The following is a 21,990-nucleotide window of genomic DNA, read 5'->3' on the forward strand; positions in this document are numbered from 1 at the left end:
TAATTGAATATTATAACAACTGTGGGTGATGAACCGGTTCTTTTTATTGATGGAGTCCATCCGACTCAGGCCACTAAAATCAGCTATGGCTGGATACGCAAAGGCCAGAAAAAGTCAGTAAAAACAACAGGCAGCCGCACACGCCTGAATATCATGGGGGCGCTGGATCTGAAAGCCCCGGAACACCCGTTAATCTGCGAATATAAAACGATTAATGAGTACAATGTATCCCGTTTTTTCAATGAGATACGTAAGGTTTATCCTGATTATAACCAGAAAATCCACGTCATTCTGGATGGCGCAGGTTACCACCGTTCACAGTTAGTGAAAGACGGGGCAGAAGTGGTGAATATACAGCTCCATTATCTCCCGCCGTACAGTCCAAACCTGAATCCGATAGAACGAATGTGGAAATTAATGAACGAACATGCCCGGAATAATCGCTACTTCAGCAGTTTTCGAGAGTGCAGGGACGCAATATTTGAATTTTTCAGTCATACGCTGCCGGGTATAGCGGATTCTCTGGCATCCCGAATAAACGATCACTTTCAGGTACTCAAACCCGCATCTTGAGGTTTATTGGGTATATACCATTTTTGGTACTCGGTTGATTTATATTCAATGCCAATACAATCTGGATGTTGAAGTGATAGTGCGCCAAAGTCGTATTGGCGGTGCCGTATTTTATTAATATCGGTCTTTTCGTTTGAATCAATAAGTTTGAATGAATCTTTAAGTTGTGGTAATAATTTATGCGGAGAGAAGTTATCACCATACAAATCGAGTGTAATCCGAATTATTAACAAGAGTTTATCCATGTAAAATAATATGAGTTTTTTATAAAAAACAATATATTTGGCTGGTGAAGTTATCTGGGGAATACATTCATGTCATATATATACTCTAAATAATTCGAGTTGCAGGAAGGCGGCAAGCGGGTGAATCCCCAGTCACTTACATAAGTAAGTGACTGGGGTGAGCGAACGCAGTCGCAGCACATGCAACTTGAAGTATGACGAGTATATTATCCAAAGGCAGTTACGCTACCGCCATACCCTGATAAAACTCACCATCTGCACGAAACGGATTTTACGCTTTTCTCCTGACGAAATATCAAATTCTTCCTTCAAATAATATCCATTGTATTATCGGACCAATCACTCCCTCTCCGGTAGCTTGATAACAAACCTTGTCCCTCCCGCATCTGACATAACCGCAACCGTGCCTTTATGTGCGACAACAATCGATTTCACTATCGCCAGACCAATGCCGCTACCTTCACCTTTTCGCTGGCGGGAGGGGTCAACGCGATAGAAACGGTCAAACAAACGCGGTAAGTGCTCGGGCGCAATGGGCGTACCGGGGTTTTCGACGGTAACTTGCACCTGGTGATCGACCGTCTGACAGCGCACTACAATTGCCTCTCCGGTTGGCGTGTAACGTAGGGCGTTAGAAAGCAGGTTGCTTAACGCCCGACGCAGCATCAACGGATCGCCCGAAACCTGACACTCGTCGCCAACAAACCGCAGCTCCACGCCGCGATCTTCCGCTAACGCCTCGAAAAAATCGAACACTTTGCCAACTTCATCTGCCAGGTTGAGCATTTTCTTTTCGGGGATTAACTGGTTGTTATCGGCCTGGGCGAGAAAAAGCATATCGCTGACCATTTTCGCCATTCGCGTCAGTTCTTCGAGATTAGAGTAAAGCACATCTTCCAGCTCCTTCTGGCTGCGCGACTGGCTGAGGGCGATTTCCGTTTGCATAATGAGATTCGTAATTGGTGTGCGAATTTCGTGGGCGATATCCGCTGAGAAATTGGACTGACGAGTAAAAACATCCTCAATACGTTCAATCATATGGTTGAACGACAGTACTAGCTGTTCCAGCTCAATCGGCACGGTCTGCGGGTCGAGGCGAACGTCGAGATCTTTCGAGGTGATATTCTGGATTTGACGGCTGACGCTGCGGATCGGCGCGTGACCCTTATGTACCGCCAGCAGCACGATAAAGACGATCAGGATGCTGATTACCGATGCGGTCATAATAAGTTTATTCATCAAATCATTTATGTAATGAAGATGAAAATCGATCGAAAGCGCGATGTAGAGCGTATAAATCGGTTTGCCGTCCACTAGCGGGCCAACCGGCAAGTTAATCATCCGCCAGTTGCTGTGCTCCATATGCCCGTGACCGTGGCCCGGCATCATAATTGTCGGACCGGAAAGGAGATATACCTCGTCACCCCGCGCGTCTTTATCGGGGATGGCATCGCGTGCAAACTCGCGGATATCCGGCGCACCGGGGGAATGATAAACCGATTTACCGTGGCTATCTGCCAGAGAAATCAACACATTGGAATAACCACTGACGATATCTTCCAGCGTCATTAAGCGTCGGGCTTGCGTCTCGTCAGGATGATTAAGTACTCGTTCAAGGTTGGCGCTAACCTCTTTTAAATCATTAATATCCTGCTCGGCAAAATGCACTTTTACTGAGTGGATCATGATCCATGCAAAGGCGAAAAACGCCGCGATGGTGGCCAGGCTGATAAAAAAGGTCAGGCGGGTTGCCAGCGAAAACGGGCGCTGAAACGGCTTACTGACCATCCGGCACCTCAAGCATGTAGCCCACGCCGCGCACGGTCTGAATCAGTTTCGGCTCAAAGTCGTTGTCGATTTTGCCGCGTAGCCGCTTCACCGCCACATCAATAGCATTGGTATCGCTGTCAAAATTCATGTCCCATACCTGCGAGGCGATAAGCGAGCGGGGCAGCACTTCGCCCTGATGGCGGAGGAAAAACTCCAGCAGGGTAAATTCTTTACTGGTCAAAGTGATGCGCGTGCCGCTGCGGGTGACTTTGCGGCTGACGAGATCGACCATCAAATCGGCAACCTGAAACTGACTTTCGATAATCACCGACGCCCCGCGCCGCAGTAGGGTGCGCACCCGCGCCAGCAGTTCAGCAAAAGCGAATGGCTTCACCAGGTAGTCATCTGCCCCCAGCTCCAGCCCCTTGACGCGATGTTCAATGGTGCCAAGCGCGGTAAGCAACAGAATCGGCATCCCTTTATTGGCCGAACGCAACATGCGTACGATATCCCAGCCGTTCACGTCCGGCAGCATAATATCGAGGATTATCAGGTCGTAATCTCCTGTCATCGCCAGATGGTAGCCATTCAGCCCGTTGTCGGCCAAATCGACCACAAAACCGGCTTCGGTTAACCCTTTGGTCAAGTATTCTCCGGTTTTCTTTTCATCTTCGACAATCAACAGTTTCATATTTCCTCCGCATGTTGCCCTGGCAATTCTAGAGTAGCGGGATCAGATGGCAATTGCTTATTGGCAAAATGACAATTTTGTCATTTTCCTGTCACCGGAAAATCAGAGCCTGGCGAGTAAAGTTGGCGGCATAAAGTCACCAGAAATTATGTGCCTATGTCTCCTTGTAAACTTCTGCCATTTTGTGTGGCCCTTGCGCTAACCGGTTGTTCACTGGCACCGGATTATCAGCGTCCGGCAATGCCTGTGCCGCAGCAGTTCTCTCTCAGCCAGAACGGCCTGGTTAACGCAGTGAATACCTACCAGAACGCGGGCTGGCGCACCTTTTTTGTTGATAATCAGGTGAAGACGCTGATTAGCGAGGCGCTGGTGAATAACCGGGATTTGCGCATGGCGACGCTGAAAGTTCAGGAGGCGCGGGCGCAATATCGTCTGACCGATGCCGACCGTTACCCACAGCTCAATGGCGAGGGCAGCGGCAGCTGGAGCGGTAATCTTAAAGGCGATTCAGCCACGGCGCGGGAGTTCTCGACTGGCCTAAACGCCAGCTTTGACCTCGATTTTTTCGGTCGCTTAAAGAACATGAGCGAAGCCGAGCGACAAAATTATTTAGCCACTGAGGAAGCTCAGCGCGCGGTGCATATTCTGCTGGTTTCAAATGTCGCACAAAGCTATTTCAAGGAGCAGCAGGCTTATGCGCAATTGCAAATAGCCGAAGAAACGCTACATAATTATCAGCAGTCATATGCGTTTGTCGAAAAACAACTGTTGACCGGTAGCAGCAATGTTCTGGCGCTGGAACAGGCTCGCGGGATGATAGACAGTACCCGTAGCGATATCGCTAAACGTCAAGGGGAACTGGCGCAGGCGAATAATGCATTGCAACTGTTACTGGGAAGCTACAGCAAGCTGCCGCAAGCACAGACAGCAACCAGCGACAGCCTGCAAAGCGTGAAATTACCGGCGGGATTGTCGTCGCAAATCTTATTGCAGCGTCCGGATATAATGGAAGCTGAACACGCGTTAATGGCGGCTAATGCCAATATTGGCGCCGCACGTGCGGCATTTTTCCCGTCTATCAGCCTGACCAGCGGAATATCGACCGCCAGCAGCGATCTGTCGTCATTATTTAACGCCAGCAGCGGGATGTGGAATTTTATTCCCAAAATTGAGATCCCCATTTTTAATGCCGGACGCAACCAGGCCAATCTGGATATCGCCGAAATTCGCCAGCAGCAGTCGGTGGTGAATTATGAACAGAAAATCCAGAATGCTTTTAAAGAAGTAGCAGATGCACTGGCATTACGTCAAAGCCTGAACGATCAAATTAGCGCCCAGCAGCGTTATCTGGCGTCGCTGCAAATTACTTTGCAACGGGCGCGGGCATTATATCAGCACGGTGCAGTAAGTTATCTGGAGGTGCTGGATGCTGAACGTTCTTTATTTGCAACCCGACAAACTTTACTTGACCTGAATTATGCTCGTCAGGTTAACGAAGTTTCCTTATATACCGCGCTTGGCGGCGGTTGACAGCAATATACTCGTCATACTTCAAGTTGCATGTGCTGCGTCTGCGTTCGCTCACCCCAGTCACTTACTTATGTAAGCTCCTGGGGATTCACTCGCTTGTCGCCTTCCTGCAACTCGAATTATTTAGAGTATGACTTTTAACTCCAGGAGAGAATAAATGAAAAAAGCACTGCAAGTCGCAATGTTCAGTCTGGTTACCGTTATTGGCTTTAGTGTCCAGGCTAACGAACATCATCATGAAACCATGAGCGAAGCACAATCACAGGTCATTAGCGCCACCGGCGTGGTAAAAGGTATTGATCTGGAAAGCAAAAAAATCACCATCCACCACGGGCCGATTGCTGCAGTGAACTGGCCGGAGATGACTATGCGCTTTACTATCACCCCGCAGACGAAAATGAGTGAAATTAAAACGGGCGACAAAGTGGCGTTTAATTTTGTCCAGCAGGGCAACCTTTCTTTATTACAGGATATTAAAGTCAGCCAGTAATCCAGGTTTAATGAGATGAAAAAAATCGCGCTTATTATCGGCAGCATGATCGCGGGCGGTATTATTTCTGCGGCAGGTTTTACCTGGTTTTCCCAGGCTGAATCGCCCGCAGAAAAAACGCCAACCGCAGAACGTAAAATTTTATTCTGGTACGATCCGATGTATCCCAATACGCGGTTCGATAAACCAGGTAAATCGCCGTTTATGGATATGGATCTGGTGCCGAAATATGCCGATGAAGAGAGTTCCGCGTCTGGTGTGCGCATTGATCCGACTCAGACGCAGAATCTGGGGGTGAAAACGGCTACCGTCACGCGCGGGCCGCTGACTTTTGCCCAGAGTTTCCCGGCGAATGTCAGTTACAACGAGTATCAGTATGCCATTGTGCAGGCTCGCGCCGCCGGGTTTATCGACAAGGTGTATTCGCTTACCGTGGGCGATAAAGTACAGAAGGGCACACCGCTTCTCGACCTGACCATTCCTGACTGGGTGGAAGCGCAGAGTGAGTATTTACTGCTGCGCGAAACCGGCGGCACGGCGACCCAGACCGAAGGGATTCTTGAACGCCTGCGGCTGGCGGGAATGCCGCAGGCTGATATTCGCCGCCTGATCAGCACGCAAAAAATCCAGACTCGCTTTACGCTCAAAGCACCCATTGACGGCGCGATCACTGCGTTTGATCTGCGCGCGGGAATGAATATCGCCAAAGATAATGTGGTAGCGAAAATTCAGGGTATGGACCCGGTGTGGGTCACTGCGGCGATCCCGGAGTCTGTCGCCTGGCTGGTGAAAGATGCCTCGCAGTTTACGCTCACTGTTCCGGCACGACCTGATAAAACGCTCACCATCCGCAAATGGACCCTGCTACCCGGCGTGGATGCTGCAACCCGCACGCTGCAACTGCGTCTGGAAGTCGACAACGCCGACGAGGCGCTAAAACCGGGAATGAACGCCTGGTTGCAACTCAACACCGCCAGCGAACCGATGCTGCTCATTCCGTCACAGGCGCTGATTGATACCGGCAACGAACAGCGGGTGATTACCGTTGATGCCGATGGGCGCTTTGTACCGAAACGCGTTGCCGTTTTCCAGGCATCGCAAGGTGTTACCGCGTTACGTTCTGGTCTGGTGGAAGGTGAAAAGGTGGTTTCCAGTGGCCTGTTCCTGATTGATTCCGAAGCCAATATTTCTGGTGCACTGGAGCGGATGCGCTCTGAAAGTGCCACGCATGCGCATTGAGGGAATAACCTATGATTGAATGGATTATTCGTCGCTAGGTGGCGAACCGTTTTCTGGTGCTAATGGGCGCGTTGTTTCTGAGCATCTGGGGCACCTGGACCATCATTAACACGCCAGTGGATGCGCTGCCGGATCTCTCTGATGTACAGGTGATTATTAAAACCAGCTATCCCGGTCAGGCACCGCAAATCGTTGAAAATCAGGTGACTTATCCGCTGACCACTACCATGCTGTCGGTGCCGGGCGCGAAGACTGTGCGCGGTTTCTCGCAGTTTGGCGACTCTTATGTGTATGTCATTTTCGAAGATGGCACCGATCCGTACTGGGCACGCTCGCGGGTGCTGGAGTACCTCAATCAGGTACAGGGTAAGCTGCCTGTGGGAGTCAGCGCCGAATTGGGGCCAGATGCCACGGGCGTTGGCTGGATCTATGAATACGCGCTGGTCGATCGCAGCGGTAAGCACGATCTGGCCGATTTACGCTCATTGCAGGACTGGTTTCTCAAATATGAGCTAAAAACCATCCCTGACGTTGCGGAAGTGGCGTCGGTGGGCGGTGTGGTGAAAGAGTATCAGGTGGTTATCGATCCCCAGCGCCTGGCGCAATTTGGCATCAGTCTCGCCGAAGTAAAAAGCGCGCTGGATGCTTCAAACCAGGAAGCGGGCGGTTCGTCGATTGAACTGGCAGAAGCGGAATATATGGTGCGTGCCAGCGGTTATCTGCAAACGCTCGACGACTTTAATCAGATTGTTTTAAAAGCCAGTGAAAATGGCGTGCCCGTTTATCTGCGTGATGTTGCGAAGGTCCAGGTTGGCCCGGAAATGCGCCGGGGCATTGCTGAACTGAATGGCGAAGGCGAAGTTGCTGGCGGGGTGGTGATCCTGCGCTCCGGCAAAAACGCCCGTGAAGTGATCGCTGCCGTGAAGGACAAACTGGAAACGTTGAAAAGCAGTTTACCAGAAGGCGTGGAAATAGTTACAACATACGACCGCAGCCAGCTCATTGACCGCGCCATCGACAACCTCAGCGGCAAGCTACTGGAAGAGTTTATTGTGGTGGCGGTAGTCTGCGCGCTGTTTCTCTGGCATGTGCGCTCGGCGCTGGTGGCGATTATTTCGTTGCCGCTGGGGTTGTGTATTGCTTTTATTGTCATGCACTTCCAGGGACTGAATGCCAATATTATGTCGCTGGGCGGCATTGCGATTGCCGTCGGGGCGATGGTGGATGCCGCTATCGTCATGATCGAGAATGCGCATAAACGGCTGGAAGAGTGGCAGCACCAGCATCCTGACGCCACGCTGGATAATAAAACGCGCTGGCAGGTGATCACCGATGCATCTGTTGAAGTGGGGCCGGCGTTGTTTATCAGTCTGCTGATTATTACGTTGTCGTTTATCCCGATCTTCACGCTGGAAGGGCAGGAAGGACGTCTGTTTGGCCCGCTGGCGTTCACCAAAACTTATGCGATGGCGGGGGCGGCACTGCTGGCGATCGTAGTGATCCCTATCCTGATGGGCTACTGGATCCGTGGCAAAATTCCACCTGAAAGCAGTAACCCGCTCAATCGCTTTTTGATTCATGCTTATCATCCGCTGTTGTTGAAAGTACTTCACTGGCCGAAAACCACGCTGCTGGTAGCTGCGCTTTCGGTGCTGACGGTTATCTGGCCGCTCAATAACGTTGGCGGGGAATTTTTACCGCAAATCAATGAAGGCGATTTGTTGTATATGCCTTCGACGCTGCCGGGGATTTCCGCAGCGGAGGCGGCGAGTATGCTGCAAAAAACCGATAAGCTGATTATGAGCGTACCTGAAGTGGCACGGGTATTTGGCAAAACCGGGAAAGCGGAAACCGCCACCGATTCTGCTCCGCTGGAGATGGTAGAAACGACCATCCAGCTTAAGCCGCAGGATCAGTGGCGGCCTGGCATGACGATGGACAAAATCATTGAGGAACTGGATAACACCGTGCGTCTGCCGGGGCTGGCAAATCTGTGGGTGCCACCAATTCGTAACCGTATCGATATGCTCTCGACCGGCATTAAAAGCCCCATCGGCATTAAAGTTTCCGGCACAGTGCTGGCAGATATCGACGCGATGGCAAAGGAAATTGAAGAAGTGGCGCGAACGGTGCCAGGCGTGGCCTCTGCTCTTGCCGAACGTCTGGAAGGAGGGCGCTATATCAACGTTGAGATTAACCGTGAAAAAGCCGCGCGTTATGGTATGACGGTGGGAGATGTGCAATTGTTTGTGACTTCTGCGGTAGGCGGGGCGATGGTTGGCGAAACGGTGGAAGGGATTGCCCGTTATCCAATTAATCTGCGTTATCCACAAAGCTGGCGCGATAGCCCGCAGGCGCTGCGACAGCTGCCGATCCTGACGCCGATGAAGCAGCAAATCACCCTGGCAGATGTGGCCGACGTTAACGTCTCTACCGGACCGTCGATGCTGAAAACCGAGAATGCGCGCCCGACGAGCTGGATTTATATCGACGCCCGCGATCGTGACATGGTGTCAGTGGTTAACGATCTGCAAAAAGCGATTACCGAAAGAGTGCAGTTGAAACCGGGCACCAGCGTGGCGTTCTCCGGGCAGTTCGAGTTGCTGGAGCGCGCCAACCATAAGCTGAAACTCATGGTGCCGATGACGCTGATGATCATCTTCGTACTGTTGTATCTGGCGTTCCGTCGCGTGGGCGAAGCGTTGCTGATTATCAGTAGCGTACCGTTTGCGCTGGTGGGCGGCATCTGGTTGCTGTGGTGGATGGGCTTTCATCTTTCCGTGGCGACGGGCACCGGCTTTATCGCTCTCGCCGGAGTTGCCGCCGAATTTGGCGTGGTGATGCTGATGTATTTACGTCACGCCATAGAGGCAGATCCGTCGCTGGATAATCCACACACATTCAGCGAGCAGAAACTGGATGAGGCGTTGTATCACGGCGCGGTACTGCGCGTGCGCCCGAAAGCGATGACGGTGGCTGTGATTATCGCCGGTCTGCTGCCGATTCTGTGGGGAACGGGAGCAGGGTCAGAGGTGATGAGTCGCATCGCAGCGCCGATGATTGGCGGCATGATCACCGCGCCTTTGCTGTCGCTGTTTATTATCCCGGCGGCGTATAAGCTGATGTGGCTGCACCGGCATCGGGTACGGAAATAAAAGCAGGATCCCCGGCTTAACCGTGTGGATTGTGTCTTGCGACGATGGGCTCTAAATGTTAAAAGGTGCCCTCAACGAAAAAGACACACAGGGGAAAGGCGTGAAAAACGCGTCAACCGTATCGGGAGATACTGCGTCGAATCAAGAGCCGACGCTTCATCGCGGATTACATAACCGTCATATTCAACTGATTGCGCTGGGTGGCGCTATTGGTACTGGTCTGTTTCTTGGCATTGGCCCGGCGATTCAGATGGCGGGTCCGGCTGTATTGCTGGGCTACGGCGTCGCCGGGATCATCGCTTTCCTGATTATGCGCCAGCTCGGCGAGATGGTGGTTGAGGAGCCGGTATCCGGTTCATTTGCCCACTTTGCCTATAAATACTGGGGACCGTTTGCGGGCTTCCTCTCTGGCTGGAACTACTGGGTAATGTTCGTGCTGGTGGGAATGGCAGAGCTGACCGCTGCGGGCATCTATATGCAGTACTGGTTCCCGGATGTTCCAACGTGGATTTGGGCTGCCGCCTTCTTTATTATCATCAACGCCGTTAACCTGGTGAACGTGCGATTATATGGCGAAACCGAGTTCTGGTTTGCGCTGATTAAAGTGCTGGCAATTATCGGGATGATCGGCTTTGGTCTGTGGCTGCTGTTTTCTGGTCACGGCGGTGAGAAAGCCAGTATCGATAACCTCTGGCGTTACGGCGGTTTCTTCGCCACCGGCTGGAATGGGCTGATTTTGTCGCTGGCGGTGATTATGTTCTCCTTCGGCGGTCTGGAGCTGATTGGGATTACTGCCGCTGAAGCGCGCGATCCAGAAAAAAGCATTCCAAAAGCGGTAAATCAGGTGGTTTATCGCATCCTGCTGTTTTATATCGGTTCACTGGTAGTCTTACTGGCGCTTTATCCGTGGGTGGAAGTGAAATCCAATAGTAGCCCTTTTGTGATGATTTTCCATAATCTCGACAGCAACGTGGTGGCTTCTGCGCTGAACTTCGTCATTCTGGTGGCATCGTTGTCGGTGTATAACAGCGGGGTTTACTCCAACAGCCGGATGCTGTTTGGCCTTTCCGTTCAGGGTAATGCGCCGAAGTTTCTTACCCGTGTTAGCCGTCGCGGCGTGCCGATTAACTCGCTGATGCTTTCGGGGGCGATCACTTCGCTGGTGGTGCTGATTAACTATCTGCTGCCGCAAAAAGCGTTTGGTCTGCTGATGGCGCTGGTGGTAGCAACGCTGCTGTTGAACTGGATTATGATCTGCCTGGCACATCTGCGTTTTCGCGCGGCGATACGACGTCAGGGGCGTGAAACACAGTTTAAGGCGCTGCTTTATCCCTTTGGCAACTATCTTTGTATTGCCTTCCTCGGCATGATTTTGCTGCTGATGTGCACGATGGATGATATGCGCTTGTCAGCGATTCTGCTGCCGGTGTGGATTGTGTTCTTGCTTGTGGCGTTTAAAATGCTGCGTCGGAAATAAGGCATTCACGCTACATCCGACAAAACGATATCGACAATTCGAAACCGCTCTCATCCATTCGGCGAGAGCGGTTTTTTTATTACTGTTTAAATGCACCCGCCAGAGAGCGAATATCATTACTGGTTGGCGACTGATGAAGTCGTAGACCAAACTCTTCGACAATCGCAAATATGTGGTCGAATATATCAGCCTGAATGCTTTCATATTCCAGCCACACCACGGTGTTGGTAAACGCATAGATCTCGAGTGGTAAGCCGTTATCGCCAGGAGCCAGTTGGCGTACCATTAAGGTCATATCTTTACGAATCCGCGGATGGTTACGTAGATATTCGTTCAGATAAGCACGAAAGGTTCCAATATTGGTCATCCGTCGCAGGTTTAATACTGACTCCGTAGAACCTTGCTGGCGATTCCACTCATTAATTTCCTGATGGCGGCTGGTTAAATAAGGCTTTAACAAATGCGCTTTATTCAGACGTTGCATTTCGTCTTCATCAAGAAAGTGAATACTGGTGATATCAATGCTGATACTGCGTTTAATACGTCGCCCGCCGGATGCTGACATCCCGCTCCAGTTTTTAAAGGAGTCAGAAACCAGAGACCAGGTGGGAATAGTGGTAATGGTATTGTCCCAGTTACGCACTTTGACGGTGGTTAATCCAATATCGATCACCGCGCCATCCGCGCCGTATTTCGGCATCTCCAGCCAGTCGCCCAGTTTCAACATATCGTTCGCGGAAAGTTGAATACCTGCCACCAGACCAAGAATCGGATCTTTAAATACCAACATCAGCACAGCAGCCATTGCACCAAGACCGCTGATCAGAATCGCTGGCGATTGACCAATCAGCAGCGAGATCATCAATATGCCGACCAGAATCGCGCCGATCAGTTTGATCCCCTGAAATATCCCTTTCAACGGTAACTGCTTTGCTGCCGGGAATTTCTGCGCCAGATTCAAAATAACATCCAGCAATGAGAAGACTGAAAGCAGCGCATACATCATGATCCACAACTGCGCGCAGGTAGTCAGAATATTAGCTGCTTCGGTGCCTTTTTGCAGCCAGAATACCGCCTGAATATTGACGATAATCCCCTGCAAGGTAAAAGCTAAACGATGGAAGAGTTTATTCTGGGTAATGATTTGCAACCATAGCCGTGAACTGGCGATGGCGCGTTTTTCGAAGGTACGTAGGACTACCCAGTGCAAAATAATATGCACCACGACGGCGGTCAGAAAAATAATACCGAAAATCATCACCATTGAGGTGGTGTGATCGATCTCAATACCCGCTAAATCTTCAACCTGGGATATTAAATCCTGCATAACGTCTCCTTTATACAACAGCAGCCTATGATGACGCTTGAAACAGGGTTATGCAAATCAGGAGAATCTGAGGGGGAATTTCCTGTGAGGGCTGATGGTAAATATAAAATTGCCTGATGCGCTACGCTTATCATGCCTACATGAATGAATTGGAACGAACTTGTAGGCAGGATAAGGCGATCACGCCGCATCCGGCATAAACAACGCGCACTTTGTCAGCAATCTGAGCCGGGAGCGGTTCCCGGCTGTCAGGAGAATTATACTTCGGTTAAGGTGATGTCTTGCGGCAGACGAGATTTCGGCAGCGTCGCGTTAAAATCTTCAACGCTGTGATGGCCTACCGGAACAACCACCAGGCTGGTGTAGCCTTTCTCTTTCAGACCAAATTCTTCATCGAGGAGGGCGGCGTCAAAACCTTCGATGGGTACTGCATCCAGACCCAGAGCCGCTACGCCGAGCAGGAAGTTACCGACGTTGAGATAAACCTGTTTTGCCATCCACTGCGCATCATCTTGCAGATCTTTACGGTGCATATCGGCGAAGAACTTACGGCCTTTGTCGTTCGCGGCTTTCGCTTCCGGCGTGGCAAAGCGGCCATCGGCATCTTCCTGGTCAACAACCAGTTTCAGCCATGCATCGTCCATTGCAGTTTTCGCGCAGAATACCACGACGTGCGAGGCATCAAGCATTTTACGCTCGTTGAACACATAATTATCGGCAGCGGATTTGGCAACACGCGCTTTACCTTCTTCCGTGCTGGCAACAATAAAATGCCACGGCTGGGAGTTGGTGCTGGATGGGCTGTATTGCAGTAGGGTTTTGATCTGCTCGGCCTGTTCCGGGGTAAGTTTTTTGCTGGCATCAAATGCCTTAGTGGAATGGCGCTTTAAGGCGACAGAAATGATATCCATAAAGACTCCGTGTGTAAGTAATTTTGCGTGCCAGCAGATTACAAGGTTCAACGAGAAATGGTAAGCGAGAAAAATGCGCTATAGATTCCCGCTTTAGCCTGGACGCACTCTTTTTTGATCGCGTTTAGCCAGACCATCAACCACCAGATTCCACGAATCGTTGATCAGATCGCGAAGTAACGCTTCGGAGATTTCCTCGCCGGGATACACTGAAATCCAGTGCTTTTTATTCATGTGATACCCTGGCTTAATGCTCGGGTATATTTGCTGATTTAACAGGGATTTTTGTGGATCGGACTTCAGATTGATAAAGGGGACGCCGCGCAGCTCCGACGACAGCATAAAAATCTTGCCGCCAATTTTAAAAACATCGAACTCCGGGCCAAAAGGCCAGCAAAGCTCGACAAAGGGTAACTCAAGGGCCAGGCGTTTCGCCGTTTCGTGCAGTGATTGCTTATCCATAAACGTTCCTTTAGGCGAAGGAGAATAAGCAAAGTATGCCGCGAAGTACGGCGATAATCGACGTTTAATCCGCCAGCGAGAACCAGCGTCGCCAGATAAAGCGCAGAACAAAATACTCAATAGCGCCCAGCACTAAAAACCACAGACAAAACAATAAAGTGTAAAGCTGACTAAGATCCATCAGATGGAACGTGGTCACCAGTTTTTGTGCCAGCGTCAGCCCCAGTGCGGGGGCGGGCAGCAGCAGGCAAGAGAGGAAAGCCATCAGCAAAATGCCTGCTGCGGTGGTCAAGGTTTCTAAAGGGTGTTTCATAACATTGTTAAATGTAAGTTAAAACACCATTGTCAGGGATATTCTTCTGTAAGGCAATTCCCGGCTTAGTCACCGGCCCAGATCTCACAATGTTTTTTCACCAGCCCAATCAGCGAGCCGCCATCGGCGACGAAATCGCGCATTAGCTGCGCTTCATTCAGACCGCTGACGACCTGGCGATGCAGTGCTTCTATTGCGCTTGATGCGCCAATTTTATGTGCAGAAGGGGCGATTTTTTCCAGTAAACGCAAGGTGTCTTCCATTAGTGACCGACGATCGCCAGTATGCGGATCGGTAATGACGCCTTCCAGCCCATAGCGACAGGCCTGGAAACGGTTGAATTTATACAGCAGGTAATCTTTCTCCTGATGTTTGAACGGGCGTTCTGTCAGTAACCAGTGGGCAGTAGCCTGAATTAATCCCGCCATATTTACCGCGTGGCTAAGGGTTAACGGGGTATCCATCACCCGAACCTCCACCGTGCCAAAATGGGGGCTGGGGCGAATATCCCAGTGCAGATCTTTAATGCTGTCGATCATCGTGGTGTAACTCAGGCAGCGAAACAGGGCTTCAAATTGTTGCCAGTTACTGACCCACGGCATCGGGCCATTATCAGGAAAGGCGGAAAAAATATTCGGTCGTGAGGAGGCAAAACGCGTATCCGTTCCCTGCATATACGGCGACGCGGCGGAAAGGGCGATAAAGTGCGGCACAAACCGTGACAGGCCGTGCAGCAAATAAATGGCGTCATCGCCACTGGCGCAACCTACATGGACATGCTGACCAAAAACGGTTGCCTGCTGAATGAGATAGCCAAAGTTTTCCAGCGTTCGTTGATAGCGTTCGTTGTCGCATACCTCCTGACGCTGCCATTTCTGAAACGGGTGCGTGCCACCGCCGCAAATTTCCAGATGATGGTCTGCGGCTGCCTGCAATACGACTTTCTGCATCGCTGAAAATTGCCCGGCAGCCTGGTTGATATCACGGCAAACATCCGTCGCCAGCTCCAGCATACTTTCGGTGATATCGTGCTTTACCTCTCCGGCCGTGATCTTATTTTTAACCGCGTCAATCAGCATTGAAGAGTCCTGGCTTAAGTCATAGCCCAGCGGATTAACCACCTGCATTTCCAGTTCAATACCGAGGGTAAAAGGTTCAGAAACATGAAAATCGGGTAATGGCATAGATTTCTCTTATGTTGGCGTTTTCTATTCAGTATAGAAGTGGGAGCGGCTGGGCGAGATGCGGAAGTTCTGGAATGTTTCTTTTTTTTGGTGATGGTGAACTGATGGTGACTGAAGCAATTTGGCTACTTTTGCAATGTGACCAGTTGCGTCATAGCCGGCTGGCGGGGAAGAATTTTGACGATTGAGGCATGCAGAAAAAACGGGCTCAGCTTCAGTTGATTAAATGAGGAGTGAGAAGTCCGAAACAGGATTTGCTGTATAAATAAACAGCTATTTTGTTGAGGAAGGGTAAGATAACGGCGGGTGCCTGAAGCTTTCCGGTTTCAGGTTTACTCTGAGGTCTGGAAAGATGAAGCCCCAGGAGATATTTCTATCAACCCTGGGGCTGCCACTCCAAACCCAACAATTTGGATGGTAGTCCCTTCTTCGCATGGAGGCAATATAAACATGCTGACGAAATATGCCCTTGTGGCAGTCATAGTGCTGTGTTTGACGGTGCTGGGATTTACGCTTCTGGTCGGAGACTCGCTGTGTGAGTTTACGGTGAAGGAACGTAATATTGAGTTCAGGGCTGTTCTCGCTTACGAACCGAAGAAGTAGCCGCTGTGCGGGGAGTAATCCCCGCATATCCGGTTGTCAGGTCAGGGTGGTAAGGCACCTGCTTTACACTTTCGCCCGCGGTCAGTGATGGCTGCGGGCGATTTCGTTTTACGAACAATAACGAGTGTTGCCAACAGAAGTCCGAAACAGGACTCACTGTATAAATAAACAGCTATTTTGCTAAGGAAGGGTAAGATAACGGCGGGTGCCTGAAGCTTTCCGGTTTCAGGTTTACTCTGAGGTCTGGAAAGATGAAGCCCCAGGAGATATTTCTATCAACCCAGGGGCTGCCACTCCAAACCAGACAATTTGGATGGTAGTCCCTTCTTCGCATGGAGGCAATATAAACATGCTGACGAAATATGCCCTTGTGGCAGTCATAGTGCTGTGTTTGACGGTGCTGGGATTTTCGCTTCTGGTCGGAGACTCGCTGTGTGAGTTTACGGTGAAGGAACGTAATATTGAGTTTAAGGCTGTTCTCGCTTACGAACCGAAGAAGTAGCCGTTGTGCGGGGAGCAATCCCCGCATATCCGGTTGTCAGGTCAGGGTGGTAAGGCACCTGCTTTACACTTTCGCCCGCGGTCAGTGATGGCTGCGGGCGAAACCATTTTTACCAGCAGACAAAACCACCATCGACCACCAGATCAACACCAGTGCAGAACGACGCCGCATCGCTGGCAAGGAACAGCGCTGGACCCGCCATCTCTTCCACTTTCGCCATCCGCTGAATCGGCGTCTGGATTTCAAACTCCCGAGTCTGATGCACCATTTCAGGTCGGGTATTCATTGGTGTTGCGGTATATCCTGGACTGATTGAGTTCACACGGATCCCTTTACTCACCCATTCCATCGCAAGACTTTTAGATAAATGAATCACGCCTGCTTTGGAGCTGTTGTAGTGAGCCTGTTCCAGACCGCGATTGACGATAATCCCGGACATTGACGCAATATTTATAATCGAGCCGCCTCCGTTCTCTACCATTAACTCGGCTTCCGCCTTACAGGAATTCCACACACCAGTCAGGTTGATATCGATAACGCGTTGCCATTGCTCGCTTTCCATCTCCAGCGCCGGGTTTGCGTTAGCGATTCCAGCGGCGTTTACGGCAATATCCAGGCGACCAAAATGTGTTTTTGCCAGAGCGACTGCTGCGCGAAGATCTCTCAATTCCCGAACATCGCCCGTGTAATACAAGGCTTGTCCGCCAAGTGCTTCGATATTATTAACCGTCTCTTTAAGTCCGCCATCTTCCCGTAGATCAAAACACACCACTCGTGCGCCTGCGCTGGCTAAAGCCAGAGCGATCATTTGTCCGATACCGCTACCTGCGCCAGTGACAAAGGCGACGCGATCGTGGAGATCAAACAAGTGTTGAGCAAAATCTTTTGCGATCATTTTGATATCTCTCTTAGTAGCCCGCAGGGGCATTACGACATAATCAGGCCGCCGTCGATGTTGATGGTTTGACCGGTGAGATAACGCGCATCGTCAGAGGCGAGGAAGGCAACCAGTCCAGCAACATCTTCAGGTTTACCGGCACGCTTCATCGGAATACCTTCCACCCATTCCGCCATAAGCTCTCCTTTGCCATAACGCTTGTCATCGGTGCTGAGAATTTCTCCCCATACGCGGTCGTTGTAGTCCCACATTTCGCTTTCGATAATACCCGGGCAGAAGGCGTTAACAGTGATATTCCACTGCGCCAACTCGTGCGCCAGGCTTTGCGTAATGCCGATCACACCCATTTTGCTGGCTGCATAGTGTGGGGTATAGATAAACCCCTGACGTCCCTGGCCGGAAGAGGTGTTGATCAGGCAGCCATGATTCTGTTTCACCATATATTTGGCTGCTTCCCGGCAGCAGAGCCAGACTGCCGTAGTGTTCACCGCCAGCACTTTTTCGAAATCAGCAGCCGGCATCCGATCAAAATAATCGATGGTGATAATGCCCGCATTCTGGATGGAAACATCGATGCTGCCAAAACGTGCAGCAGCTTGTTCATAGAGTGCCTGTACTTGCGCTTCATCTGTCACATCGACTTCTAATGACAAAATGTCAGCCTGATAACGTTGGCGCAGTTGCTCTGCAGTTTCATGTACGCGTTCAGCGTTAGAAACCATCACCAGATTTGCGCCATCGCGGGCGAAGCGTTCAGCGATCCCGGCCCCAATTCCCCGGCATGCCCCGGTAATAACTACAGTCTTACCCTGAAAATTACGTTGCATATTTTTTCCCCTGTATAAGCCGGGCAATTTAATGCCCGGTGGAATGATGTTAATTAACTGGAAAGCGGTTTTACGGCAGGTGCGGCGGTCATCTTTTCTTCATGGCGACGCATCAAAATGACTTTGTTTTGCAATTTTTGCTGGAACTGATCGACCACCACGGCGGTGACGATAACGAGACCTTTAATGACCATTTGCCAGAAATCACTGACCCCCATCATCACCATGCCATCGGCGAGGAAGACAATGACAAAGGCACCGATAATCGAGCCAGAGACACGTCCCCGACCACCTGCCAGCGCAGTTCCACCGAGAACTGTGGCACCGATAGCATCCATTTCGAACATATTGCCGGTCATTGGGTGAGCGGTTTGCAGCTGCGAGGCAACAATCAAACCGACAAATGCGGCGCATAATCCGGAGAACGCATAGACGAACACTTTGACTTTTACGATGGGTACGCCTGCCAGTCGCGCGGCAGATTCATTGCCACCAATGGCATAGATGTAACGACCGAGCGGCGTTTTAGTCGTGATCCAGTAGCCTAAAATCAAAAAGCCAATCATCAGCCAGATTGGCAGATAAACGCCTAAAAACGTGCCAGAACCAAGGGTGGCGAAACCCGTATTGCCCAGTGCCTCCATGCCGTTGAGATTGGGGTAAGTGCTGCCATCATTAAACAGCAGGGCAGAGCCACGGGCGACGTACATCATACCGAGGGTGCAGATAAAGGGCGCGACACCAAAGCGGGTGATTACCGCACCATTCACCAGTCCCACTAAAATGCCAAATACCGCCACGCAGAGGATCACTTCCGGCACGTTGAAGAAAATAATATCGCCGCTCCACAATGGCAGGCCGTTTGTTAGCAGAGCCCCGGCAACCATTCCGCAGATCCCCGCTACCGCGCCGACGGAAAGATCGATGCCGCCTGTCAGGATCACCAGCGTCATTCCGATTGCCAGCAGCCCGGTAATCGCAACGTGTTGAGTCATAATCAGCAGGTTAGAGGCCGTCAGGAAGTTAGGCACCATCACGCTAAAGAAGGCGATCACTAACAGCAGAGCGATAAACGTTCTGGCTTTCAACAGGTACATATAGATCATATATTTCTGATTCATAAGAAATTCCAGCCTGATTAATCTTGAGGTGTTGAAGCCGCGATCAGTTTCTCTCGGGTGACTTCGCCCCGGGGTAGATCAGCGGTAATACGGCCATCAGCCATCACCAGAATGCGATCTGCCAGTGCCATGACTTCATCGAGTTCTGAAGAAGAGAACATGACTGCCAGCCCCTGTTGTGCCATTTTTCCTACCAGCTGATAGACGTCGGTTTTTGCGCCAACATCAATGCCGCGTGTGGGTTCATCAAGAAACACCACCTGTGGCTGGGTCATCAACGCTTTGCCAAGTACCACTTTTTGCTGGTTACCGCCGCTGAGTGAGGTAATAGGGAGTTCGGCATCACTGACTTTGATCGCCAGTTGCTGGATCATCTCTTTCACACTGGCGCTCTCTTTTTGCGGATTCAGCCATTTCCAGGCACGGCGAAAACCTTGCAGGCTGAAATCGGATAGCGTCATATTGGACTGAATCGACATCATCTGAACGACGCCTTCGCCCTGGCGATCTTCTGGCACCAACGCCAGCCCCTTTTTGAGCCGCGCCTGGAAATGGCATTTGTCGATGGTTTCACCATTAAGCTGGATCTTCCCACTCTGACAGGGCATCAGGCCCACCAGTCCTTTAAATAGCTCAGTACGTCCTGCGCCCAGCAAGCCGTAAATGCCGATAACTTCGCCTTTACGCAGGTTGAATGTCACATCATTGAGTTTGTAACCACCGCTGGGATGCAGCGCCGTTAACCCCTGTACCTCCAGTACAGTGTCACCCTGGATAGCTGGTTGATAATCAAAATGTTTTTTCTTATCACCGACCATTTGTGCGATGATCCACGGAATACTGGCATCGCTCACTGCGCGTTCACTAATAAAGCGACCATCACGGAAAATGGTGATGAAATCGCCAATCTCCATCAACTCTTCCAGACGGTGGGAGATATAAATGATGGTGACACCACGGCGCTTCAGTTGTGCGATCACATTGAAAAGGACTTTGACTTCCGACTGGCTGAGGGCCGAGGTCGGTTCATCCATAATCAGTACCCGGGTATCTTTAGAAAGGGCACGGGCAATCTCCACCAGTTGCTGATGACCAATACCAAGTTCTCCCAGTTGGGTATAGGGATCAACGTCCAGTTCCAGTCTCTCTAATAAAGATTTGGCTAATTCATACTGATATTTTTCGTTAATCTTCCCTTTCTGAAAAAATTCATTCGCCATGAAAATGTTATCCATGACATTCATATTCGGGAATAAATTCAGTTCCTGAAAAATAATACTAATTCCATGTTTTTCGGCCTGATGGGTAGAATTTAGGGTAACTTCTTTACCATCAAGAATGATCTTGCCTGTGGAAGGTGTTTCAACCCCCGCCAGCATTTTCATCATTGTGGATTTACCCGCACCGTTTTCACCAATAAGTACATTCACTTTATTGCGATAGACACGGTAATTCACGTTATCTAACGCCACCACACCTGGATAAATACGCGATAAGTCATGCGTTTCTATGATTACGGGTGATTCATCAGTCTGGGGAGTATCAATTTCTTGCGGTAACATATTATTCGCCTCCCGCCCTGGCTATTTTCGCAGGCGTTATATCCGGGATAGTTTGCGGAATATCCCATGCAGAAAATACGCCATAAACCTGAACCTTTTCCCCGGTTTTAAGCTTTGCCGACTGAATCATATTGATGGCTTGCTCATTGATAGCACGACCATATTCACCAAATAAAACCTGATCGTTAAAATGCTCATAGCTCGCGCCTTTATATGCATCTCGCAGAAGTGTGCCGCGAAGAGTTGGCCCCGTTTGCACGACAATATTCATGCCGCTGATATCTGCGATGGTCATTTTTCCGCTACGGGATTTTGCATCGATATTGGTGATGCCTCCTTCGACTTTAACGTAGAAAATACACGGATTTTCTTCCTGAGAACGATAGCCCAGCGTTTTACAGGCGGCATCGATATCTTTTTCTGCCTGTAGCGCAGCCATTAACTCCGCAACCGGACGCGCATTTTCTACCACCTGCGGCACGATATTTTTCTGCCAGGTCTGATCTATATTTGCCATATGAGGATTAGGCGGGGATTTGAGATCGGCAAGTTCCTGCTGCGAGACGATGCGACATCCACCCAGGCTCAGAATTGCCAGCGCCAGCCAGACTTTTTTATCCATAATATTCTCCTCTGCGCCCTCATTGTGAGGGCGCAACGACCTGGGATCAGGATTTGATATTGAAATCCTGGACTTTATCTGCGTTATCTTTGGTTATCAGAATGCCGCGGAACATCACCCGCTGTTTGGCTGGTTTAACTCCTTTTTGCAGGTAATTATCCAAATCGGTAACACCCTGCGCGGCAATGGCTTGCGCTTGTAACATCACGGTAGCCTGCAATGATTCGGCTTTCACGGCATCGCGCTCATCGTTACTGCCATCAATGCCGACAACAATAACGTCATTGCGATTGGCTGCTTTCAGTGCTGCGATAGCTCCCAGTGCAACCGGACCATTACCACAAATCACCCCTTTTACATCGGGATGGGCTTGCAGAATACTGTCCATTATCCGTTTGCCATCAATTAACGTGCCTTTGGCATCTTGGTAAGCGGCTCGTCAGAACCGTATTGATATTTACTGAGAGCTCAGATCAACTTTCCAGGGC

19 protein-coding genes and 4 pseudogenes are annotated in these 21,990 nt (G+C 50.4%); 8 read left to right on the top strand and 15 right to left on the bottom strand.

From position 1 onward, the window contains the following. Positions 1 to 18 precede the first annotated feature (18 nt). A pseudogene (locus A7090_RS22825) lies at positions 19 to 573 on the top strand (IS630 family transposase); the annotation flags it as partial. 584 nt (positions 574 to 1,157) lie between these two features. On the opposite strand, the gene cusS reads toward A7090_RS22825, so the two are convergent. Together cusS and cusR are read right to left on the bottom strand one after the other, a co-directional pair. Further along, positions 1,158 to 2,606: a Cu(+)/Ag(+) sensor histidine kinase CusS gene (cusS, locus tag A7090_RS22830; RefSeq protein ID WP_105275629.1), complete on the bottom strand. Its 1,449-nt coding sequence runs from the start codon at positions 2,604 to 2,606 to the stop codon at positions 1,158 to 1,160. Next, positions 2,596 to 3,279 carry a copper response regulator transcription factor CusR gene (cusR, locus tag A7090_RS22835; protein WP_105275630.1) on the bottom strand — a complete coding sequence of 228 codons (684 nt, stop codon included), beginning with the start codon at positions 3,277 to 3,279 and terminating at the stop codon, positions 2,596 to 2,598. Before cusR ends, cusS begins: the two co-directional genes overlap by 11 nt. Before the next feature lie 156 nt (positions 3,280 to 3,435). On the opposite strand from cusR, the gene cusC reads away from it, so the two are divergent. From cusC to pheP, 5 genes are all read left to right on the top strand, one after another. After that, positions 3,436 to 4,809, top strand: coding sequence for a Cu(+)/Ag(+) efflux RND transporter outer membrane channel CusC (gene cusC / locus A7090_RS22845; protein WP_105275632.1), 1,374 nt, complete (start codon positions 3,436 to 3,438; stop codon positions 4,807 to 4,809). A gap of 157 nt (positions 4,810 to 4,966) precedes the next feature. Next, the gene (cusF, locus tag A7090_RS22850; RefSeq protein WP_105275633.1) at positions 4,967 to 5,299 is read left to right on the top strand and encodes a Cu(+)/Ag(+) efflux RND transporter periplasmic metallochaperone CusF; all 333 of its coding nucleotides are present in this window, start codon (positions 4,967 to 4,969) and stop codon (positions 5,297 to 5,299) included. A gap of 15 nt (positions 5,300 to 5,314) precedes the next feature. Further along, on the top strand, positions 5,315 to 6,538 hold the full coding sequence (cusB, locus tag A7090_RS22855) for a Cu(+)/Ag(+) efflux RND transporter periplasmic adaptor subunit CusB (protein ID WP_105275634.1): 1,224 nt from the start codon (positions 5,315 to 5,317) through the stop codon (positions 6,536 to 6,538). A gap of 38 nt (positions 6,539 to 6,576) precedes the next feature. Further along, positions 6,577 to 9,693: a Cu(+)/Ag(+) efflux RND transporter permease subunit CusA gene (gene cusA, locus A7090_RS22860; RefSeq protein ID WP_274541184.1), complete on the top strand. Its 3,117-nt coding sequence runs from the start codon at positions 6,577 to 6,579 to the stop codon at positions 9,691 to 9,693. 100 nt (positions 9,694 to 9,793) lie between these two features. After that, positions 9,794 to 11,170 carry a phenylalanine transporter gene (gene pheP / locus A7090_RS22865; RefSeq protein ID WP_105275645.1) on the top strand — a complete coding sequence of 459 codons (1,377 nt, stop codon included), beginning with the start codon at positions 9,794 to 9,796 and terminating at the stop codon, positions 11,168 to 11,170. Positions 11,171 to 11,249: 79 nt separating this feature from the next. Here pheP and ybdG read toward each other — a convergent pair whose 3' ends face one another. The 6 genes and pseudogenes from ybdG to A7090_RS27170 form a co-directional block, all read right to left on the bottom strand. After that, entirely contained in the window at positions 11,250 to 12,497 is a 1,248-nt protein-coding gene (gene ybdG / locus A7090_RS22870) for a mechanosensitive ion channel YbdG (RefSeq protein ID WP_105275635.1), read from the bottom strand. A gap of 257 nt (positions 12,498 to 12,754) precedes the next feature. Further along, positions 12,755 to 13,408: an oxygen-insensitive NAD(P)H nitroreductase gene (gene nfsB / locus A7090_RS22875; RefSeq protein ID WP_105275636.1), complete on the bottom strand. Its 654-nt coding sequence runs from the start codon at positions 13,406 to 13,408 to the stop codon at positions 12,755 to 12,757. A gap of 93 nt (positions 13,409 to 13,501) precedes the next feature. Continuing rightward, entirely contained in the window at positions 13,502 to 13,870 is a 369-nt protein-coding gene (locus A7090_RS22880) for an MmcQ/YjbR family DNA-binding protein (RefSeq protein WP_000360951.1), read from the bottom strand. 64 nt (positions 13,871 to 13,934) lie between these two features. Beyond that, positions 13,935 to 14,183, bottom strand: coding sequence for a DUF1158 domain-containing protein (locus tag A7090_RS22885; protein ID WP_000682524.1), 249 nt, complete (start codon positions 14,181 to 14,183; stop codon positions 13,935 to 13,937). Positions 14,184 to 14,248: 65 nt separating this feature from the next. Further along, entirely contained in the window at positions 14,249 to 15,367 is a 1,119-nt protein-coding gene (locus A7090_RS22890) for a YbdK family carboxylate-amine ligase (protein WP_105275637.1), read from the bottom strand. Between the two features lie 214 nt (positions 15,368 to 15,581). Further along, positions 15,582 to 15,849, bottom strand: a pseudogene (locus A7090_RS27170) (hypothetical protein). Here A7090_RS27170 and hokE (A7090_RS22905) point away from each other — a divergent pair. Then, a complete protein-coding gene (gene hokE / locus A7090_RS22905) occupies positions 15,818 to 15,970 on the top strand; it encodes a type I toxin-antitoxin system toxin HokE (RefSeq protein ID WP_000956467.1) in 153 nt (50 codons plus the stop codon). The pseudogene A7090_RS27170 and the gene hokE (A7090_RS22905) sit on opposite strands and share 32 nt — an antisense overlap. Before the next feature lie 119 nt (positions 15,971 to 16,089). Here the strand turns inward: hokE (A7090_RS22905) and A7090_RS27175 are convergent. Further along, positions 16,090 to 16,351 (bottom strand): annotated as a pseudogene (locus A7090_RS27175) (hypothetical protein); the annotation flags it as partial. On the opposite strand from A7090_RS27175, the gene hokE (A7090_RS26250) reads away from it, so the two are divergent. Next, entirely contained in the window at positions 16,320 to 16,472 is a 153-nt protein-coding gene (hokE, locus tag A7090_RS26250; RefSeq protein ID WP_198599611.1) for a type I toxin-antitoxin system toxin HokE, read from the top strand. The pseudogene A7090_RS27175 and the gene hokE (A7090_RS26250) sit on opposite strands and share 32 nt — an antisense overlap. Before the next feature lie 109 nt (positions 16,473 to 16,581). On the opposite strand, the gene A7090_RS22915 is transcribed toward hokE (A7090_RS26250), so the two are convergent. From A7090_RS22915 to A7090_RS22940, 6 genes and pseudogenes are all read right to left on the bottom strand, one after another. Further along, positions 16,582 to 17,367 (bottom strand): SDR family oxidoreductase, encoded by a 786-nt coding sequence (locus A7090_RS22915; RefSeq protein WP_105275640.1) that lies wholly within the window; start codon positions 17,365 to 17,367, stop codon positions 16,582 to 16,584. A 32-nt stretch (positions 17,368 to 17,399) separates the two neighbouring features. After that, positions 17,400 to 18,197, bottom strand: a complete 798-nt coding sequence (locus A7090_RS22920; RefSeq protein WP_105275641.1) for a glucose 1-dehydrogenase — start codon at positions 18,195 to 18,197, stop codon at positions 17,400 to 17,402. Positions 18,198 to 18,250: 53 nt separating this feature from the next. Beyond that, positions 18,251 to 19,318: an ABC transporter permease gene (locus A7090_RS22925; RefSeq protein WP_105275642.1), complete on the bottom strand. Its 1,068-nt coding sequence runs from the start codon at positions 19,316 to 19,318 to the stop codon at positions 18,251 to 18,253. A 17-nt stretch (positions 19,319 to 19,335) separates the two neighbouring features. Beyond that, complete coding sequence (locus A7090_RS22930) at positions 19,336 to 20,880, bottom strand: sugar ABC transporter ATP-binding protein (protein ID WP_105275643.1); 1,545 nt, start codon at positions 20,878 to 20,880, stop codon at positions 19,336 to 19,338. Between the two features lies 1 nt (position 20,881). Beyond that, the gene (locus A7090_RS22935) at positions 20,882 to 21,502 is read right to left on the bottom strand and encodes a DUF2291 family protein (protein ID WP_105275644.1); all 621 of its coding nucleotides are present in this window, start codon (positions 21,500 to 21,502) and stop codon (positions 20,882 to 20,884) included. A 46-nt stretch (positions 21,503 to 21,548) separates the two neighbouring features. Beyond that, positions 21,549 to 21,935 (bottom strand): annotated as a pseudogene (locus tag A7090_RS22940) (substrate-binding domain-containing protein); the annotation flags it as partial. Positions 21,936 to 21,990: the final 55 nt, after the last annotated feature.

The organism is Escherichia sp. MOD1-EC7003 (assembly GCF_002965065.1).
Lineage (GTDB): Bacteria > Pseudomonadota > Gammaproteobacteria > Enterobacterales > Enterobacteriaceae > Escherichia.

What these genes read in the sequence shown, in the direction of transcription:
- A7090_RS22935 (WP_105275644.1), bottom strand. Translation starts at nt 21,502, where the DNA reads ATGGATAAAAAAGTCTGGCTGGCGCTGGCAATTCTGAGCCTGGGTGGA.
- nfsB (WP_105275636.1), bottom strand. Translation starts at nt 13,408, where the DNA reads ATGGATATCATTTCTGTCGCCTTAAAGCGCCATTCCACTAAGGCATTT.
- A7090_RS22885 (WP_000682524.1), bottom strand. Translation starts at nt 14,183, where the DNA reads ATGAAACACCCTTTAGAAACCTTGACCACCGCAGCAGGCATTTTGCTG.
- cusB (WP_105275634.1), top strand. Translation starts at nt 5,315, where the DNA reads ATGAAAAAAATCGCGCTTATTATCGGCAGCATGATCGCGGGCGGTATT.
- cusF (WP_105275633.1), top strand. Translation starts at nt 4,967, where the DNA reads ATGAAAAAAGCACTGCAAGTCGCAATGTTCAGTCTGGTTACCGTTATT.
- hokE (WP_000956467.1), top strand. Translation starts at nt 15,818, where the DNA reads ATGCTGACGAAATATGCCCTTGTGGCAGTCATAGTGCTGTGTTTGACG.
- A7090_RS22890 (WP_105275637.1), bottom strand. Translation starts at nt 15,367, where the DNA reads ATGCCATTACCCGATTTTCATGTTTCTGAACCTTTTACCCTCGGTATT.
- cusC (WP_105275632.1), top strand. Translation starts at nt 3,436, where the DNA reads ATGTCTCCTTGTAAACTTCTGCCATTTTGTGTGGCCCTTGCGCTAACC.
- A7090_RS22925 (WP_105275642.1), bottom strand. Translation starts at nt 19,318, where the DNA reads ATGAATCAGAAATATATGATCTATATGTACCTGTTGAAAGCCAGAACG.
- hokE (WP_198599611.1), top strand. Translation starts at nt 16,320, where the DNA reads ATGCTGACGAAATATGCCCTTGTGGCAGTCATAGTGCTGTGTTTGACG.
- A7090_RS22915 (WP_105275640.1), bottom strand. Translation starts at nt 17,367, where the DNA reads ATGATCGCAAAAGATTTTGCTCAACACTTGTTTGATCTCCACGATCGC.
- cusR (WP_105275630.1), bottom strand. Translation starts at nt 3,279, where the DNA reads ATGAAACTGTTGATTGTCGAAGATGAAAAGAAAACCGGAGAATACTTG.
- cusS (WP_105275629.1), bottom strand. Translation starts at nt 2,606, where the DNA reads ATGGTCAGTAAGCCGTTTCAGCGCCCGTTTTCGCTGGCAACCCGCCTG.
- ybdG (WP_105275635.1), bottom strand. Translation starts at nt 12,497, where the DNA reads ATGCAGGATTTAATATCCCAGGTTGAAGATTTAGCGGGTATTGAGATC.
- A7090_RS22920 (WP_105275641.1), bottom strand. Translation starts at nt 18,197, where the DNA reads ATGCAACGTAATTTTCAGGGTAAGACTGTAGTTATTACCGGGGCATGC.
- A7090_RS22880 (WP_000360951.1), bottom strand. Translation starts at nt 13,870, where the DNA reads ATGGATAAGCAATCACTGCACGAAACGGCGAAACGCCTGGCCCTTGAG.
- A7090_RS22930 (WP_105275643.1), bottom strand. Translation starts at nt 20,880, where the DNA reads ATGTTACCGCAAGAAATTGATACTCCCCAGACTGATGAATCACCCGTA.